This is a genomic window from Brucella haematophila (assembly GCF_005938105.1).
Classification (GTDB): Bacteria; Pseudomonadota; Alphaproteobacteria; order Rhizobiales; family Rhizobiaceae; genus Brucella; species Brucella haematophila.
Genome location: NZ_VCPE01000019.1, coordinates 96,350 through 114,264 on the forward strand (window position 1 = coordinate 96,350; position 17,915 = coordinate 114,264).

A 17,915-nucleotide genomic window follows, 5' to 3' on the forward strand; every position below is an offset into this window, starting at 1 on the left:
AATTCAAAGATGACATTTATTTTTACGTGTATCTATTATTTTAAACCGGCAATCTGTCGTGGCCTCACATTGGCCCCCTAAATTTTTTCTCGCCCCGCTTTTCGCCGAGAAAAACCTGCCGTAACTTTCGCCTGCACTCTGATTTGTTCTGTGGGTTTGAAAGCAGCGTTTATGTCCATCGATAAGGGTAATCTGGAAAAACTTGCCTCGCAGCGGGTCAATGGTGTCGGCGGGCTGACGGTCCATTTCAAGGACGGGCGCTCCCGCATTTCCAGGCTTTATCAGGAAGGCGCAGCCAAAATCCGTATGCCACAGGTGGCGCATGATCCGCTGGAGGCCATCCTGATCAATACATCCGGCGGGCTGACCGGTGGTGACCGGCTGCGCTGGGATGTGGAGCTTCAGGAAGGTGCTTCCGCCGTCGTCACCACGCAGGCCTGCGAACGTATTTATCGCTCGGGCGGTGGTGAAGCGCGCATCGAAACACACATCAAGGTGGCAAAAGGCACGCGTCTTGCATGGCTCCCGCAGGAAACCATTTTGTTCAACCGCTCTGTGCTCTCCCGAGAGCTGGATGTCGAGATGGATGAAGGGGCGGAAGTGCTGCTGGTCGAGGCAAGTGTGTTCGGGCGTCTCGCGATGGGTGAAGCGGTGGAACAGGCATCGTTCAGCGATCGCTGGCGGGTGCGGCTCGGCGGGCGTCTGGTTCATGCGGAAGAGTTCCGCCTTGGGCCTGATGTTGCTGCGGAATTGCGGGCCGGAGCGGTTGCGGATGGCGGGCTTGCGGTTGCCACGGTGCTGCTGGTTTCGGCGCAGGCTGAAAGGCAACAGGAGGCCGTGCGCGCCATCATCGGCGAAGAGGGTGGCGCCAGCGTCTGGCAGGTCGGCGGCGCCTCGAAACTTGGCGTGCGGCTCTATGCGCCAGACAGTTATGCCTTGCGCAAGCGCCTCGCTCCTTTGCTGGCGCTGCTCAATGGAAAGGCAGGACTGCCTAAAGTTTGGTCAATTTGAACGTGCGGCCACCGGGCCGTGTCTAAGGAGAAGGTTCGGTACGAAGTCATGAATTTGACGCCCAGAGAAAAAGACAAGCTGTTGATCGCGATGGCGGCGATGGTCGCCCGTCGCCGTCTGGAGCGCGGTGTGAAGCTCAATCATCCGGAAGCCATCGCCCTGATCAGCGATTTTGTTGTGGAAGGCGCGCGTGACGGACGCACCGTGGCCGACCTGATGGAAGCAGGCGCGCATGTCATCACGCGGGAACAGGTGATGGCGGGCGTTGCCGAGATGATCCACGACATTCAGGTCGAGGCGACATTTCCGGATGGGACCAAGCTCGTCACGGTGCATGAGCCGATCCGCTGATTTTGAATTTCAATTTTTGAAAAGGTGCAAGATGAAGAAGATAACGGTCCTGACGGCAGCAGGGTTTGCGCTCATAGCAAGCCCGGCCTTTGCCCATCTCAATCCCGCCGAACATGGTTCTTTTGCCGCCGGTTTCTCGCATCCGTTTTTCGGTGCCGATCATATTCTGGCGATGGTTGCCGTTGGTCTTTGGGCGGCAATGCTGGGCGGGCGTGCGCTTTTCATCGTGCCTGCGGCTTTTGTCGGCGTCATGCTGCTCGGCTTTGTGGCCGCACTCATCGGAATGCCGCTGCCTTTTGTTGAGCCGGTGATACTGGCTTCAGTGGTCGTGCTTGGCCTTCTCGTTGCGCTGGCCTTGCCTGTTTCGCCTGTCGTTGGCGCAGCGATTGCCGGTTTCTTCGCCTTCTTTCACGGTCATGCCCATGGCGGTGAAATCGGCACTGCGACCTTCTTCGATTATGCGGCAGGCTTTGCGCTGGCCACGGCTCTGCTCCACGCAGCGGGCATTGCCATCGGTCTTGGCGTCGGGCGTCTGGCCTCCGGTCGTGGCGGACGCCTTGCCTTGCGAGTCGCGGGTGGTGCTACGGCGCTTGGCGGCCTGATGCTGATGGCGGGTTGAGGTGCACCATGATACCCGGTGAAATCATCACACTTGATGGCGACATAGAGCTGAATGCGGGGCAACCCACGGTCACGATCAAGGTCGCCAATACCGGCGACCGCCCGATCCAGGTTGGCAGCCATTATCATTTCTACGAGGCGAATGCGGCGCTGTCATTCGACCGGCAAAAAGCGCGCGGCTGCAGGCTGGATATTGCCGCTGGTACCGCTGTGCGCTTCGAACCGGGGCAGGAACGCGATGTGACGCTGGTTCCCCTCGGCGGCAAGCGCGAGGTCTACGGGTTCCGCCAGAAAATCATGGGTAAGCTTTAATTCAGAACCAGAGCACATCCCGAAAAGTGTGAAACGGTTTTCGGACGAGATGTGCGTCAAAACAAACGGTTAGAGCGCCGACGGAGAATTTCATGCCAGCCAAGATCAGTCGCGCCACCTATGCGCAGATGTTCGGCCCCACCACCGGCGACAAGGTGCGCCTTGCTGATACGGAACTCGTCATCGAGGTCGAGCACGACCTCACCACCTATGGCGAGGAAGTCAAATTCGGCGGCGGCAAGGTCATCCGAGATGGCATGGGGCAAAGCCAGCTTTCGCGGGCGCAAGGTTCTGTTGACACTGTCATTACCAATGCGCTCATTCTGGATCACACCGGCATCTACAAGGCCGATATCGGTCTGCGTGACGGGCGCATTGCGGGTATCGGCAAGGCGGGCAATCCCGATACGCAACCGGGCGTCACGATCATCATCGGCCCCGGCACCGAAATCATTGCGGGTGAGGGCAAGCTCGTCACCGCAGGCGGTATCGACTCGCATATTCACTTCATTTCGCCGCAGCAGGTGGATGAGGCGCTGAATGCGGGCATCACATGCATGGTGGGCGGTGGCACCGGCCCCGCGCATGGCACACTGGCCACCACCTGCACGCCGGGGCCATGGCACATTGCGCGGCTGATTGAATCCTTCGACGGCATGGCGATGAATTTCGGTGTGTTCGGCAAGGGCAATGCCTCATTGCCGGGCGCGCTGGAGGAAATGGTTCTGGCAGGAGCTTGCGGCCTCAAGCTGCATGAAGATTGGGGCACGACGCCTGCGGCCATCGACAATTGTCTGTCTGTCGCTGACCATTTCGACGTGCAGGTGGCGATCCACACCGATACGCTCAATGAAAGCGGCTTCGTGGAAGATACGCTCAATGCCTTCAAGGGCCGTACGATCCACTCTTTCCATACGGAAGGTGCGGGTGGGGGGCATGCGCCGGATATTATCCGCGTCTGCCAGTATCCGAATGTTCTGCCCGCCTCGACCAACCCGACACGGCCCTATACGATCAATACGGTCGCGGAACATCTCGACATGCTGATGGTCTGCCATCACCTGTCACCGGCCATTCCCGAAGATATTGCCTTTGCGGAAAGCCGTATCCGCAAGGAAACCATCGCCGCCGAAGACATTCTGCATGATATGGGTGCATTCTCGATCATTTCGTCCGACAGTCAGGCCATGGGCCGTGTGGGTGAAATGATCATCCGTTGCTGGCAGACGGCGGACAAGATGAAGCGCCAGCGCGGCAGCCTGCCGGACGACAAGCCGGGCAATGACAATTACCGCGCCCGTCGCTATGTGGCGAAATATACCATCAACCCGGCCATTGCTCACGGCATGTCGCATGAGATCGGTTCGGTGGAAGTTGGAAAACGCGCCGATCTGGTCTTGTGGAATCCGGCTTTCTTTGGTGTCAAACCGGATATGGTGTTGCTGGGCGGCTGGATCGCGACGGCGCCGATGGGCGATCCGAACGGTTCTATCCCGACACCACAGCCGATGCATTATCGGCCCATGTTCGGCTCCTTTGGTAAAGCGCGTACGAATACCTCGATAACCTTCGTTTCGCAGGCGGCAATCGATGGCGGCTTGCGTGAGAGGCTCGGCGTGGACAAGCAGATGGCGGCGGTCGTCAATACGCGCGGCGGCATCGGCAAGCAGTCGATGATCCTCAACAATGCCATGCCGCAAATGGAAGTTGATCCGGAAACCTATGAAGTGCGCGCCGATGGCGAGCTTCTGACATGCGAACCGGTGGACGTCGTGCCGATGGCGCAGCGTTATTTCCTGTTCTGAGAATTGAGGTAGAGAATGTTCCGTGCAGTAGACATCATCCGTGCGCACGAAGTGATCGACGCCGTTCCGGCGGCTCATGCCGTGCTGGAGCGTGACGAACGCCATTTGCGCCGCAAGGCAATCACGCTCGACACGGGTGAGAAGGTGCTTGCCGATTTCGCCGATCCGGTGGTGCTGGAACATGGCGACCGGATTGTTCTGGACGACGGGCGCGAGATTGAAATTCGCGCTGCCAGCGAAGAACTTTACGAAATCCATGGGCGCGACCAGCTGCATATTGCCCAGCTTGCCTGGCATATCGGCAATCGCCATCTGGCGGCGCAGATTGAGACGGACCGTATCTTCATTCTGCGTGATCACGTCATTAAGGCGATGCTGGAAGGGCTGGGCGCAACTGTGACCGATGTGGTCGCGATTTTCAGCCCGTTGCGCGGAGCTTATTCGGGCGGCCATGCGCAACATGACCACGGGCATGGTCACGATCATGGGCACCATCACCACACGCACGACCATGACCATCACCACCACCATCACGACTGATCCCAACACCGCCCTTTTGCGGCTGATGGCATGGCTGTCGCCGGTCTTTCCGGTCGGCTCTTTCAGCTATAGTCATGGGCTGGAGCGGGCGGTGCATGATGGCTTCGTCACCGATGCGAAAGAGTTGAAGGACTGGCTGCACTGGCTCGTCACACGCGGTTCCGGTTGGAACGATGCGGTCCTGTGCGCGGCAAGCTGGCGACGGGCAATGGCGGGTGAGGATTTGCGCGACGTGGCCGATCTTGCGGAAGCGCTGGCAGGTTCGCGTGAGCGGCATATGGAAACCATGCTGCAAGGTGGGGCATTCATGGCCGCTGCGCGCAGCTGGTCTTCGCCAGTCTTTGATCAGTTGCCGGGCGACTGTGCTTATCCGGTGGCGGTCGGCGCAGTGGCAGGAGCGCATGGCGTTCCGCTCGGCTCAACACTGGCGGCTTTCTTGCAGGCTTTCTGCATCAACATGTTGCAGGCGTCCATCCGCCTGTCGGTAACGGGGCAAAGCGGCGTGACCACCACCATGGCCGCGCTGGAAAACACGCTGGCAGAAACCGCCATGCGCGCCGGACAGTCCGGTCTGGATGACCTTGGTTCGGCGACTTTCATCGCCGACATCATGGCCATGAAACACGAAACACAGCATTCGAGGCTTTTTCGCTCATGACACAGAAGAATGGACCGCTCAGGATTGGTATCGGCGGGCCGGTCGGCTCCGGCAAGACGACGCTGACCGAAAAGCTCTGCAAGGCGCTGCGCGACACATATTCGGTCGCTGTCATCACCAACGATATTTATACGCAGGAAGACGCCTTTATTCTGGCGCGCCATCAGGCATTGTCGGAAGATCGCATCATGGGCGTGGAAACCGGCGGCTGCCCGCATACGGCAATCCGCGAGGATGCGTCGATCAACTTGCAGGCCATTGCCGAGATGAACCGGCGCTTTCCCGATCTGGATATCGTGTTCATCGAATCCGGGGGGGATAACCTTGCGGCTACCTTCTCGCCCGATCTCGCCGATCTGACGCTCTATGTCATCTCCGTCTGTCAGGGCGAGGAAATTCCCCGCAAGGGCGGGCCGGGCATCACGCGATCGGACTTTCTGGTCATAAACAAGAGCGATCTTGCGCCCTATGTGCGGGTGGACCTTGAGGTGATGGAAAGCGATGCAGCGCGCATGCGTGGCAAGCGCCCGTTTGGCTTCACCGATCTGCATCGCGGTCAGGGTGTGCAGGAGGTGATCGACTTCATCGTCGAAAACGGCGGTCTGGATATCCGCGCCGCTTGATTGGCACGGTTTCGTTATATCTGAACCAGCGGCGTGTCTTCATCGAAGAAGCCGGAGAGGTTGTGCAGCGGATCGTTCAGCGACCGCTTGCGGATGGTCAGAAGCGTGTTGAGACCGTTTGCGATGCGTTTGGCATAGCCAAGGTCATTCAGAAGTGAGCTGAGTTGCAAGCCGCTGACTTTCTCCTGTCGGTTCGCCTCGAACAGCTTTGCGCCGAAGTCTCGCTCGAAGTCTTTGACCTTCTCGATGAAAGCCTGCTGGTGGGCGTCCCATTTGTCGCTGGCGGCATCGGCACGGCTCAGCACGCGAACCTCGTGCAGCACATTGACCAGATGTTCGCGCAGCTCCACATAAGCGTCCCGCGCCGGTGAATTGGTCTGCCGGAGATAGAAGCCGAGATTCTTCTGGAGATGCTTGGCGTCCTTGACCATTTCCGCCATTTGCAGCGCAATGACCTGACCGGTCATCCAGAAATTCTGCTGGTCCGTGTTGTTTCCGGGATCAACCTTGCCGATGAAGCTCAATATGTCGCCATAGACGCCCTTGATATAGAGCCGATAGAGCAGATCGGCATCGACATAATCGACGTCGGGCGCGGCGCGCATGATGGCTTCGTCATGCTTGGCACGATTGATTTCGCTGACCGGCAGGTAAAGCGCGTGGCAGATCACTTCGACACTCAAACGGCCAAGATGCTGCAATTCATGCACGAGCGCTTGCGCAGCCGTTTCGGGCGAACTGAGCGCCGACTTGTCGAGATAACGGGCGCGCAGCGCGTTTTCAGGAAGATCGGGCGTATCCGCCGGAATGAGAACGCGCGGCTCCGGCCTGTCCGGCAGCATGCGTTCCAGAAAGCGTGTGAACGGGACCAGCGCGGGCCAGAAGATCAGCACGCCCAGAATGTTGAACTCGCTGTTGAAGATCGCGAGCTGGATCAACTGATTATCCCCGACCCCCATTGCTTGTGAGAGCCATACGGCAAGGCGAACCAGCATTCCCATCAGGATCAGCGAAATACAGGCGGTGATGACATTGAAAATCACATGTGCCAGCGCCAACCGCTGACCGCTGCGATTGCCGCCGAGCGCCCCGGCAACGCCGGTGGTGACGCTGCTGCCGACATTGGCCCCGATGGCAATCGCCGCCGATTGCCAGAGATCGACTTGCCCGAGACCCAGCGCTGCAAGCGTCAGCATCAGGGTCGCATGGGTTGATTGCAGCAGCAGGGTCAGCACAAGGCCAATGCCCGCGAAAATAACCTGACCGAGCCAGCCGTCGATCCTGTATTGGGCGAGATCGAAATTCTCGGTGACGACGGAAAAGCCCTGCTTGATGCCGTCAATGCCGAGGAAAATGAAGGCGATGCCAAGCAGAATGCGCCCGAAGGCCTTGATCTTCGGCCCGAAGAAACTTGCCAACACGCCGAACACCATCAGGGGCAGCGCCAGCGACGACAGGCTGAAATTTTGTCCGGCCAGCGACAGCAGCCATATGCCGGTTGCCGAGCCCAAGTTTGCGCCGAAGATGATGGATATGCCCGCGGCAAGTGAAATGAGGCCCGTGGTGATGAAGGCGATGGTCATGAGCGAGACAAGCGTACTCGACTGCATCACCGTTGCGCCGACCAGTCCAACCAACAAGCTTTTCCATGAGGTGGAGGTGCCGCGCGCCAGCATGCGTTCCAAGGCGCTGCCCGCCAGATTGCGCAAGCCTTCTTCAAGGCATTGCATGCCGAACAGGAAAATCGCCAGTCCAGCGCAAAGTGTCAGCCAGCTTTCATTGAGCCAGAAACTATAGCCGAGGATGGCGATCAGTATCAGGCCAAGAAAGCGCGCTGCCTTCTGGCCCACTCCATTTTCCGACGACACGAGAGCTGCCATGGTTGCTGTCTTGTTTCCTTCGTGCGGGGGGATGTTTCCGTATTGCAGCCCGTCGGTGTCATTGTTGCGCCTTCGGGTGAAGTATTGGTTGATGATAAGCAGCTCGCCCAAAAAGTGCTATCTGGAAATTTCGGCCGGAAAGTTTCGACCGGAGAATTCCGAATACGAAATTCGTTTCAACTGAATTAATTTGAATTGCAAATCAAATTAATTCGTGCTTTATTGCCGTCATGCAGTCCAATTCGTCTTCTCCTCGCTCCCAGTTCGGGATTCGCTTTTCGTTGCTTGCCCGGCGTTGGCGGCGTGCGCTTGACGCGCGCCTTGCCGAAGCGGGGCTGTCCGATGCCACCTGGGTGCCGCTGATCCATCTTCAGACCACCGGCGGCGGCGTGACGCAGAAGGAACTCGCCGCGCTGGTCGGCATCGACGGGTCGAGCCTTGTGCGGCTTCTGGACATTCTGTGCCGTCAGGAGCTGGTCGAGCGTCGGGTCGATGAAAACGACAATCGCGCGCGCCTGATCTTCCTCACGCCGAAGGGCGAGCAGCGCGTCGCCGAAATCCGGCGTGAACTGGCCAAGGGCGAAGAAGACATGCTGGTGGATATTTCCGATGCGGATCTGGCCGCCATGCTTGACCATTTTGACTCTATCGAGCAGCGCCTCGCGGCCAACCAGCTGAGACGCTCACAGGAAGCCGGAGAATGAGCAGCGAAAAGACCTCTGTGACGGAATCGGCCCGCAGGCTGGACGCCGCGCGCCAGCTTTTGCAGCCGCAACAGTTTCAGGAGAGCGTCGCGCTTTCGCGGCAGCCTTCCATTCGCAATTCGTCGCTCGCGGGCCTTCAATCGGCAGCCACGGCAGTCATCGCCTTGCCGCTCGTCTATCTTTCGCCCTGGTCGCAGCTGATCGGCTTTGCTTCGCTTGGCGCTCTGGTTGCTTTGTTCGGACGCTTTGCACCGCAGGCAAGCCGCAATCGCGTCGTGCTGCTATGCGCGATCTGTCAAACGCTGGCTGTCCTTAGCATGTCGCTTGTCGCCGCAGCGGGTGCGCCGCTGGCGGTGCAGCTTGCGCTGCTCGCCGTTCTCTGCGGTATCTTCTGTTTCGTGACCACGACCGGAAAATTTGGCCCTCCTGGAGCGTTGATCTTCATTTTTGCCGCGGGTGCATCGATGAGCCAATCTGTTACCTTGCAGCAGACGATGGAACGCACGGCTGCTACTGCGATTGTCGCGCTGCTGGCCTGCGTGATCTGCATGTTGACGGAATATTTCCGCCATCAGGCCAGCCCGGAGAAGCCTTTCCCTTCGGAACCGTTGCGGCCAGTCAGTAACCGGTTGATCGCTGCTGCGCGCGTTGCCTTTGGTGCAGGCGTGGCCGCATTTGCCGTCTATGCTATGGGTGCCGCTCATCCGGCCTGGGCGGCGATGGGTGCCGTTGCCGTGATGCAGGGCGCGCATCTGCATATCAATATGAGCCGCGCCTTGCAGCGCATGGCAGGCACGCTTTTGGGCGCTGTCGTTGCCTGGATGATCCTGACGCATGCTCCGTCCATATGGACGTTGATTGCGATACTGGCGTTCCTGCAATTCGCAACCGAAGTGATCATCGGCTCCAATTATGCTCTGGGGCAGATCCTGGTCACGCCGATGGCGCTGCTGATGACCTATATCGCTGCGCCCAGCCTGAACGGGGCCGATATGGTGTCGGAGCGGGTGTTCGACACATTGCTCGGTGCAGGTATCGGCATTGTCTTTGCCGTGCTGTTTTCAACGCGGGACGACCGGGCCTATCTCGCCGAACACCATTCAAAAAGAACGCAGCGCTGATTGCGCTGCGAGCGGATTAATTCCATTCGTTTTATAGAAAATAGAAAATGCTTTCCCTATTCGGGGTGAGAAGGCAGTCGTCGGCTTTGAACGCCGCTGCATAGCGTGACACCATTTCGTTACGTCAGGTCCGGTCAATCGGACAGACAACGACCGCAATGAAATGATGGTGGCAAGCATGGGCGAAAAAGCGTTGAGACTGGTGGAAGATACAGCGGATATTGCTGTTTCACCCGATGAGCTGAAGGCTGCGATGCGGCAGTTGGCTGGCGGCGTCAGCGTTGTTACCGCCGGTTTTGGCGATGGACGCACCGGTGCGACAGTTACCTCGGCGACCGCGCTTTCGGTCGATCCGCCGACGATCATCGTCAACATCAATCGTGGTTCATCGGTCTGGCCCGCCATCAGCCGCCACAATCATTTCTGCGTCAATGTGCTGTCGGCTGCACAGCAGCCGATTGCGGATCGCTTTGCAGGCAAGGACGGTATCAAGGGCGTTGCGCGTTATGCCGATGCGGAATGGTATACGCTGGAAAGCGGCGCGCTGGCGCTGACAGGTGCTCTGGCTGCTGTCGATTGCGCGGTGGAAGACGTCATTGAACGGCACACCCACGCCATTATCATCGGTCGTGTTCTGAAAATCGTGGCAGGCGGCGGCGAGCCGCTTGTTTATCACAATGGCGGCTACCGGCTGCTGGACCTGTTGTCAGGCGCTTAGCTTGGCCCATTCCGGGGCTGTGCTGTCATCTTCGAGGCCACCGTTGCGGGCGAACTGTTCCAGCGTCATGGAATCAAGAACGCCAGCAATGGCTTCGCGCACGAGCAGCATTGACCGGCGCACCTGACAGGCGCGGTGATCTTCGCAATCTTCGCAGGGCTGATAGGCCATGCGGCTTGCGCAGCGTATGGGTGCGAGTGGCCCGTCGAGAACGCGGACCACCTGGCCTATTGTGACATCGGCTGCCGGTTTGGAAAGGCTGTAGCCGCCGCCGGGGCCTTTCTTGGAGCGCAGGATGCCATCGTTGCGCAGTTCCAGAAGAATGGCGTCGAGAAATTTCTTGGAGATATTGTTCTTGGAAGCAATCTCGGCGACGAAAGCGCTTTCGCCGGGTTCAAGCAAGGCAAGATGCGCCAGTGCTTTCAAACCATATTTGCCCTTCTTCGTCAGCATGAACACTCCACCGATAGTCGCCAATGGCTGGTTGCGCATGCTTTTGCACGAAATCGAGCGAATAGATAGTCTATTTACAGGTAATAGACCCCGATGCGCTTGCCTCCGATGATCTCAACCGCGATCTCCATATCGTAAATGTCGCTCAGAATTTCCGGATGGATCAGTTCGTCCGGCGTGCCCTGATGGGCGACCTTGCCATTGCGCATGGCAACGATGTGGTTGGAATAGCACGACGCGAAGTTGATATCGTGCAGCACCAGCACCACGGTCTTGCCAAGCTCATCGGCAGCGCGGCGCAGCAGTTTCATCATCGATGCCGCGTGTTTCATATCGAGATTGTTCAGCGGCTCATCAAGAAGCACATAGTCCGTATCCTGACAGAGCACCATTGCCACGAAGGCGCGCTGGCGTTGACCGCCGGACAGTTCATCCAGAAAGCGTTCGCTTAAGGTTTCAAGGCCAAGATAACCGATGGCCTGTTCCACATGCTTGCGGTCTTCGCTGTTCGGTCGGCCCTTGGAATAGGGGTAGCGCCCGAATGTCACGAGATCGCGCACGGTGAGGCGTGAATTGATGGCGTTTTCCTGCCTTAGAATCGACAGACGTTTTGCCAAAACATCGCCTGATGTGGTGGTGACATCGAGACCGTCCACGGTCACGCGGCCCTTGTCCATCGGTAAAAGGCGGCTGATCATGGAAAGCAGGGTCGATTTTCCGGCGCCATTGGGGCCGATGATCGACGTCACGCCGCCCGCGGTTAAGCGCAAGGACACGTCATCGACGACAAGCGCGCCGCTATAGGATTTGCTGACTTGGCTTATTTCGATCAACGCGCATTTCCCCTGACAAGAAGGATAATGAAGACGAGACCGCCCAGGAATTCAATGATGACGCTGAGCGCGGTATTAAAGGCAAAGGCCCGTTCGAGAATGGTCTGGCCGCCGACAATGCAGATGATGGCCAGAAGAACGGCAATCGGCAGAACGACGCGATGTTTCCCCGAGCCTGCCAGCATGTAAGCGAGATTGGCAACAAGCAGGCCGAAGAAGGTGATCGGTCCGACGAGTGCGGTCGAAACGGCGACAAGCACCGTGACCATCAGCAGGATGAGCCGCACCACTCGGCGGTGATCGACGCCGAGATTGATCGCAGGTTCGCGTCCAAGCGCCAGCACGTCAAACACATGCAACAGCCGCCAGCCATAGAGCGACACGGCAGCGACGATAATCGCCGAGAGCGTCAGAATGTCGGCGTTGATCGTGTTGAAACTGGCAAAGAAGCGGTCCTGCAAAACCGCGAAAAGGTCGGGATCGAGCATGCGCTGCATGAGATTGGACAGGCTGCGGAAGAATACGCCGCATATAATGCCGACCAGCATCACCAGATGCAGGCTGCGCGCCGCGCCCGAAAACAGCCAGTAATAGAGCGAACCCGCAAACAGCACCATCACCACGGTTTCGGTGATGAAGCGTATGTTCGGTCCGATCCAGTCGACATGCACCGCGCCGAAGAAAAAGACGATGACGGTCTGGATCAGAATATAGAGCGCATCAAAGCCCATGATGGATGGCGTCAGGATGCGATTATTGGTGACGGTTTGAAACAGCACGGTCGAAACGGCGATTGCATAGGCCACCAGCACCATGGCGGCCAGTTTTGTGCCGCGGAAGGACAGAATGAAAGACCAGCTGCCCTTCGCGCCAATCGTCATGAAGGCGACGGCGGCAAGAAGGGCAATCACGCCGAGAACGGGGATGAGGATCGCGGGGCGTCTAAGCAAGGCGCGAACCCCGCCGCAACAGGAGATAGAGGAAGATGACGCTGCCCACGACGCCCATCATCGTGCCGATAGGAATCTCATAGGGAAAGCGGATCAGGCGACCGGCAATATCGCAGGCGAGCACGAGGCCCGCACCGAGAACGGCGATCCATGGCAAGGCGCGGCGCATATTGTCGCCGATGAACATGCTGACGACATTGGGCACGATCAGGCCGAGAAACGGGATCATGCCGACGGTGACGACGACCGACGCGCTGACCATCGATACGATGACGAGGCCGAGCGTCACCACGCGGCGATAGTTGAGGCCGAGATTGGTGGTGAAATCTTCACCCAGCCCCGCCACTGTAAACCGGTCGGCGGCAATATAGGCGACGACGGTGAGCGCGAAGGCGATCCACAGCAATTCATAACGTCCGCGCAGCACGCCGGAGAAGTCGCCGGTGGTCCACGAATTCAGCGATTGCAGGAGATCGAAGCGATAGGCGATGAAAGTGGTGATGGCACTGATAACCCCGCCGAGCATGATGCCGACGAGCGGGACGACCAGCACGGAGCGAAGCGGGATGCTGTGCAGGATGCGCAGAAACAGTGCCGTTCCCGCCACTGCGGTCACCGAAGCGACGAGCATCTTGATGAAGACAGGCGCTTCCGGCGCGAAAAGAATGACAAGGAGAATGCCAAGACTGGCAGATTCGACGGTTCCCGCTGTCGAAGGCTCGACGAAACGATTGCGGGTCAGCATCTGCATGATCATGCCGGCAACGGCCATCGACATGCCCGCCAGCACAATGGCGATGGTGCGCGGAATGCGGCTGACAAGCAGCAGTTCAAGCGCGCTGGCCGGGCCGTCATTCGCACTTTCACCGGGGTAAATCAGGGCGTGCAGTGAGACGTCGCCGACCCCGATAAACAGGCTGATGACAGCCAGCACGGCGACAACAACTATAGCTGCGGCTAGACCTTTCACGCTTTGTCCTGTTCTCTTGCCTTGTCATGCATCGGGCTGTCCAGCATGGCGGACAGCCCGGGTGACTGGGTCAGAAAGTGCCCGACTTTTACTTTGCCTTGTCGAAGACTTCCGACAATTGGTCGATGGTGCCGTGCAGGCCATTGAGGCCGCCGCCGACGAGATACCAGTTCTGCGACTTCAGATAGACGATCTGGTCTTTCTTCGCTGCCGTGGTCTGGCGAACAAGATCATTGTCGAGAACCTGCTTGGCGGAGTTGCCTTCACGACCGATGGCGGCGTCGCGGTCGATCACGAACAGCCAGTCAGGATTGGTCTTGAGAATGAACTCCTGGCTGATCGGCTGGCCGTGATTGCCCTTGGTGGTCAAATCGGCTGCGGCAGGCGTCACGCCATAGGCGTCATGCAGCATGCCGAAGCGCGAGCCGGGACCATAGGCGCTCATCTTGCCGCCAGTGGTGAGGATCAGAAGACCCGTGCCCTTGCCCGCCGTCTTCTGCTTTAGCGCGGCCACATCGGCGTTGAGCTTTTCGATTTCAGCTTTGGCTTCCGCTTCCTTGCCGAAAATCTGGCCAAGCTTTTCAACATTGGCTTCGGTGCCGCCGATCAGGTCTTTCGCAGAAACCGTCAGATCGATGGTCGGAGCAATCTTTGCCAGTTCCGGATATTTGGCTGCCGAACGACCACCGACAATGATGAGATCCGGCTCGGCGGCATTGATGGCTTCATAGTCCGGCTCGAACAGGGTGCCGACTTTCGGATAATCGTCGGACTGGTACTTCTTGAGGAAGTCCGGAGCGGTGACCAGTGTCGGCACACCGGAAACCTTGACGCCGAGGCGGTCGAGATTGTCCAGCGTTGCCAGATCAAGCACGATCACCTTGGCTGGGGAAGCAGGCACCGCCGTTTCACCCTGCGCATGCTTGACGGTAATGTCGGCAGCGCTGGCAGCGGAGGCCAGAGAAAGAGCCACGACGGCTGCGCCACAGAGGCGGGCGACATGTTGGCCGAAATTCAGCATGATGCACAATCCTTTCGTCAATCCTGTGCTTTATAGTCCAGTTTTCCGCAGGTCCAACCCCGGCGGAAGAAAAAGTATCAATTGTCTGTGTGTTCGGGCTTCTTGCCGAGCAGAATGAAATCCAGACTGTCTTTCACCGTCAGCGGGATCATCGAGCCGTGGCCCTCATCGGCGAAGCGGTGGAACGCTGTTTCCAGTTGCGGCAGCTGTTCCAGTTCCTTGTAGACATCCGCGCCCGATGGTCCGCCGCGCAGTTTGCGCATGCGCTGAATGTCCTTAGCCGATTGGCCGGGACGGGAACCGCGCTTGCCGGAGGTTTCCATCAGCAAACGCAGCGGGTGCGGAGCCGATTTGAACGATGCGATGAAGCGATCCTTGTCCGACAGGATGGAATGATTATCCCACCAGATCGACGGATCGGCAGCGCTGTAGGTCTGGAAAGAGCCGGTGTGATTGAACAGCGCATAGAGCGTGAACATCCCGCCCAGCGAATGGCCGAACAGCGCCTGCTTGCGCTTGTCGATGGCGAAACGCTTCTCGATTTCCGGCTTCACCTGTCCGTCGATGAAGGAGAAGAAGGCATCGCGACCGCCGGTTTTCGGCTGGTTGGCCGGATCAGGCGTCAATTGTTCGCTGGTCGCCGAAGTCAGGTCGAAATAGCGCAGGCGCACGATTTCATCCGGAACGTCTGTCGGATAACCGATACCCACCAGAACGGCTTTCAGCTCTTCATTCTTGCCCATTTCAGCAGCAGCAAGCGGCAACATGCGGTTGCCGTCTACCATATAGACGACAGGATAGCCGCCCTCGGGAGCGGCCTCGGCAGGCGCTGCGGTGAAAATGCGATAGGAAATGCCGTTGGCTTCCATGTCGAAGAAAGCCCGCACAGGTTCCGCTGCCTGAACCGTGGAGGCAAAAAGAATGCTGCCGAGCATCAGGCACATCTTCTTCTTTATGTTTTTCAGAGCGCTCATCGAGCATCCATTCAATCGAAAAAATGACGCCAGCCTAACTAACGGCTGGCGTCATATGGAGTCAGATCAGAAGCGGGAGGTCATGCTGACCCAAAGGCGGCGACCGTCGACGACCGTGTTGAACTCATCGACATCGATCTGCTTGTCGAAGATGTTGTAGATGGCCGCGTTGAAGGTCACGTTCTCGCTGAAGTCATAGGAACCGCCGAGATCGACCGTCGCATAGGGCTTGTACTTACGTGCCAGAACGGTCTTCCCGTCCGCCGCATAGATCGGCGTTCCTGCCGATCCGATACGCGCGCCGGCATTGGTTTCCTCGCCATGATAATTGGCGGCGGCCCATGCCTTCAGCCCGTCAACCGGGGTGACCCAGTCACCGCGCAGGCTTGCCATATGCTTCGGCGTGCGGGCGAGCGGCAGACCTGCATAGGTGCCGGTCTTCTGTTCCGAATCCGTATAGGTGTAGTTACCGCGAAGGGTGATCGTGTCGGTCGCTTCCCAGTTGAAGGTCAGCTCCACGCCCTGAAGCACGGCTTCATCGATGTTGAAGGCATACCACAGACGGTAGTTCGGATCTTCGCTCCAGCGAACCGGATCGCCATTGCTGTCGGTAACGAGCGCGTTGGAAATCTTGTCCTTGAAGTTGGTGTAGAAATAGGTCGCGCCGAGACGCAGCCCTTCCTGATTGTCCCACAACACGCTGGCTTCGTAGCTGGTGCTCTTTTCCGGCTCAAGATTCGGGTCGCCGATAATGACGCCACACGTGCCGGTCGGGCCGTAGGAGCAACCGCCGCCGCCCGTCGTATAGGCATAGCCCGGCGCGATGGTGCGGATATCAGGCGCCTTGAAGCCGGTCGAGATGCCGCCCTTGAAGGTGATCTGGTCGGTCGCGTGCCACACGGCATAGCCGCGCGGGCTGAGATGCGAACCATAGACCTCGTGATCATCCATGCGCAGGCCGCCGGTCAGCGAGAAATCGGGCGTCAGCCACCATTCGTCTTCGGCGAAGAGCGCCCATTGGCGCACGCTGAATTCTTCGTCCAGACCCGTACGGCGTCCCGGATTCTGGTCGGTGAGAACCGTATCCATGAACTGGCCGCCGGTGACGAGCGTGTGATTGCCGTAAAGTTCGAACGGCGTGGTGAACTTGCCGTCCAGCACCGAGTTCTTCACATGTGGAGAGCGAAGATTCTCGACATAGCTCTTGGACGCATTGCTCCAGTTGAAGTTGGTCCGCTCGGACCATTCCTGCATGAAGGAGAATTCCGACGTCGTCGGGCCCCAGCGGCCGGTATGGCTGATCGACCAATGGTCGCGGTCGTTATAGTTGTAGGAATCGACAGCGGAGGCGGTCTTCTCCGTCGTATTACCGACTGTGCTGTCGCGGCGCAGACGCGTCTTGCCCAGTTCGAGCTGAACGTCGTGATCCTTGTTCGGCGTCCATGTGATACGCCCGGTGATGTCGACATCCTGCTGCTCGGGCGAACCGCTGACGATCTTGTCTTCCTGGCGCTTCAGGCCACGTCCCCAGAGCTGAACGCCGACAAGGTCGCGCACCAGCGGTCCCGTTATGTAATAGGAACCCTGAAGCGAGTTGCCGTATTTGGAATGCTGCTGGGCAATGCCGTCAACTGTGAACGAGCCGCTCCACTTGTCCGACACTTTCTTGGTGATGATGTTGATGACGCCGCCCATCGCATCCGAGCCATAAAGCGAAGACATCGGGCCACGGATGACTTCGATGCGTTCAATGGCGTTTGCAGGCGGCAGGAAGCTTTGCTCGAAGCCCGAATTGCCGTTGGTGCGGGCATCGCGGGTGCTCTGGCGTTTGCCGTCAACGAGCAGCAGTGTGTAGGAGCCGGGAAGGCCGCGAATATAGATGTCGCGCTCGGCGGCTGGGCCAGTTACGGCCACACCCTGCACGTCCTTCAGGGCGTCGGTGAGGTCGCGATAAGCGCCTTTTTCAAGCTCTTCGCCCGGTACGACGGTGATGCTGGCGGGGGCATCGGTGATACTCTGCTCAAAGCCTGTCGCCGTCACCACGATCTGGTTCAGCTTGACAGTGCCATCGGATGCGACACCGGCATCCTGTTCGCCTTCCGCAGCCTTTTTCTTCTGGGCTTCGGTTTCTTCAGTCGTACTGGCCGCCTGGGCGAATGCGTTGGTTTCGCTTAACAGAAGGGCGGTTGAAAGAAACGTCCCTGCGAGGATCGCTCTGTATATAAGCTTTCCCCCGGTCATCTGCCTGCCCTGCGCGCCAACGACACGCAAGCCCCAAAACAAGCTGGTCATTTTTTACCACCGTCTAAAGTTGAGTTTTCTACTCTCCTTATGTATGGCAATAAGATGACGTCAATCTTCATGTTTTAG

General features: G+C 58.5%; 19 protein-coding genes. 11 read left to right on the forward strand and 8 right to left on the reverse strand.

Features of this window, described 5'->3' with window-relative positions; genetic code table 11:
• The first annotated feature begins 171 nt into the window (after positions 1-171).
• The 8 genes from FGI60_RS22270 (at position 172) to ureG (ending at position 5,921) form a co-directional block, all read left to right on the forward strand.
• Entirely contained in the window at positions 172-1,011 is an 840-nt protein-coding gene (locus tag FGI60_RS22270; protein WP_138787049.1) for an urease accessory protein UreD, read from the forward strand.
• A 48-nt stretch (positions 1,012-1,059) separates the two neighbouring features.
• The gene (locus FGI60_RS22275) at positions 1,060-1,362 is read left to right on the forward strand and encodes an urease subunit gamma (protein ID WP_078338387.1); all 303 of its coding nucleotides are present in this window, start codon (positions 1,060-1,062) and stop codon (positions 1,360-1,362) included.
• A 31-nt stretch (positions 1,363-1,393) separates the two neighbouring features.
• On the forward strand, positions 1,394-1,981 hold the full coding sequence (locus FGI60_RS22280; RefSeq protein WP_138787050.1) for a HupE/UreJ family protein: 588 nt from the start codon (positions 1,394-1,396) through the stop codon (positions 1,979-1,981).
• Positions 1,982-1,989: 8 nt separating this feature from the next.
• The gene (locus FGI60_RS22285) at positions 1,990-2,295 is read left to right on the forward strand and encodes an urease subunit beta (RefSeq protein WP_138787051.1); all 306 of its coding nucleotides are present in this window, start codon (positions 1,990-1,992) and stop codon (positions 2,293-2,295) included.
• Between the two features lie 92 nt (positions 2,296-2,387).
• Entirely contained in the window at positions 2,388-4,100 is a 1,713-nt protein-coding gene (gene ureC, locus FGI60_RS22290; protein WP_138787052.1) for an urease subunit alpha, read from the forward strand.
• A 15-nt stretch (positions 4,101-4,115) separates the two neighbouring features.
• Positions 4,116-4,640: an urease accessory protein UreE gene (gene ureE, locus FGI60_RS22295; protein WP_138787053.1), complete on the forward strand. Its 525-nt coding sequence runs from the start codon at positions 4,116-4,118 to the stop codon at positions 4,638-4,640.
• Positions 4,612-5,298, forward strand: a complete 687-nt coding sequence (locus FGI60_RS22300; RefSeq protein WP_138787081.1) for an urease accessory protein UreF — start codon at positions 4,612-4,614, stop codon at positions 5,296-5,298. The genes ureE and FGI60_RS22300 overlap by 29 nt, the downstream gene beginning before the upstream one ends.
• Positions 5,295-5,921 carry an urease accessory protein UreG gene (gene ureG / locus FGI60_RS22305; RefSeq protein WP_138787054.1) on the forward strand — a complete coding sequence of 209 codons (627 nt, stop codon included), beginning with the start codon at positions 5,295-5,297 and terminating at the stop codon, positions 5,919-5,921. Before FGI60_RS22300 ends, ureG begins: the two co-directional genes overlap by 4 nt.
• 14 nt (positions 5,922-5,935) lie before the next feature.
• Here the strand turns inward: ureG and FGI60_RS22310 are convergent, their stop codons facing one another.
• A complete protein-coding gene (locus FGI60_RS22310; protein WP_138787055.1) occupies positions 5,936-7,801 on the reverse strand; it encodes a Na/Pi cotransporter family protein in 1,866 nt (621 codons plus the stop codon).
• Between the two features lie 281 nt (positions 7,802-8,082).
• Here FGI60_RS22310 and FGI60_RS22315 point away from each other — a divergent pair, with 281 nt between their 5' ends.
• The 3 genes from FGI60_RS22315 (at position 8,083) to FGI60_RS22325 (ending at position 10,344) form a co-directional block, all read left to right on the forward strand.
• Positions 8,083-8,505: a MarR family winged helix-turn-helix transcriptional regulator gene (locus FGI60_RS22315; protein WP_235889899.1), complete on the forward strand. Its 423-nt coding sequence runs from the start codon at positions 8,083-8,085 to the stop codon at positions 8,503-8,505.
• A complete protein-coding gene (locus tag FGI60_RS22320; protein ID WP_138787057.1) occupies positions 8,502-9,626 on the forward strand; it encodes an FUSC family protein in 1,125 nt (374 codons plus the stop codon). The genes FGI60_RS22315 and FGI60_RS22320 overlap by 4 nt, the downstream gene beginning before the upstream one ends.
• A 178-nt stretch (positions 9,627-9,804) precedes the next feature.
• Positions 9,805-10,344 (forward strand): flavin reductase family protein, encoded by a 540-nt coding sequence (locus FGI60_RS22325; RefSeq protein WP_235889900.1) that lies wholly within the window; start codon positions 9,805-9,807, stop codon positions 10,342-10,344.
• On the opposite strand, the gene FGI60_RS22330 is transcribed toward FGI60_RS22325, so the two are convergent.
• The 7 genes from FGI60_RS22330 to FGI60_RS22360 form a co-directional block, all read right to left on the reverse strand.
• Positions 10,333-10,797 carry an Rrf2 family transcriptional regulator gene (locus FGI60_RS22330; protein WP_078338419.1) on the reverse strand — a complete coding sequence of 155 codons (465 nt, stop codon included), beginning with the start codon at positions 10,795-10,797 and terminating at the stop codon, positions 10,333-10,335. The two genes, FGI60_RS22325 and FGI60_RS22330, sit on opposite strands and share 12 nt — an antisense overlap.
• Positions 10,798-10,871: 74 nt before the next feature.
• The gene (locus FGI60_RS22335; RefSeq protein WP_138787059.1) at positions 10,872-11,630 is read right to left on the reverse strand and encodes an iron ABC transporter ATP-binding protein; all 759 of its coding nucleotides are present in this window, start codon (positions 11,628-11,630) and stop codon (positions 10,872-10,874) included.
• Entirely contained in the window at positions 11,627-12,580 is a 954-nt protein-coding gene (locus FGI60_RS22340; protein WP_138787060.1) for an iron chelate uptake ABC transporter family permease subunit, read from the reverse strand. The genes FGI60_RS22335 and FGI60_RS22340 overlap by 4 nt, the downstream gene beginning before the upstream one ends.
• A complete protein-coding gene (locus FGI60_RS22345; protein WP_138787061.1) occupies positions 12,573-13,550 on the reverse strand; it encodes an ABC transporter permease in 978 nt (325 codons plus the stop codon). The genes FGI60_RS22340 and FGI60_RS22345 overlap by 8 nt, the downstream gene beginning before the upstream one ends.
• 88 nt (positions 13,551-13,638) lie before the next feature.
• Positions 13,639-14,571, reverse strand: coding sequence for a siderophore ABC transporter substrate-binding protein (locus FGI60_RS22350; RefSeq protein ID WP_138787062.1), 933 nt, complete (start codon positions 14,569-14,571; stop codon positions 13,639-13,641).
• A 77-nt stretch (positions 14,572-14,648) separates the two neighbouring features.
• Positions 14,649-15,545 carry an alpha/beta hydrolase gene (locus FGI60_RS22355; protein ID WP_138787063.1) on the reverse strand — a complete coding sequence of 299 codons (897 nt, stop codon included), beginning with the start codon at positions 15,543-15,545 and terminating at the stop codon, positions 14,649-14,651.
• 66 nt (positions 15,546-15,611) lie between these two features.
• Positions 15,612-17,837, reverse strand: a complete 2,226-nt coding sequence (locus tag FGI60_RS22360; RefSeq protein WP_235889901.1) for a TonB-dependent receptor domain-containing protein — start codon at positions 17,835-17,837, stop codon at positions 15,612-15,614.
• Between the last annotated feature and the right edge of the window lie 78 nt (positions 17,838-17,915).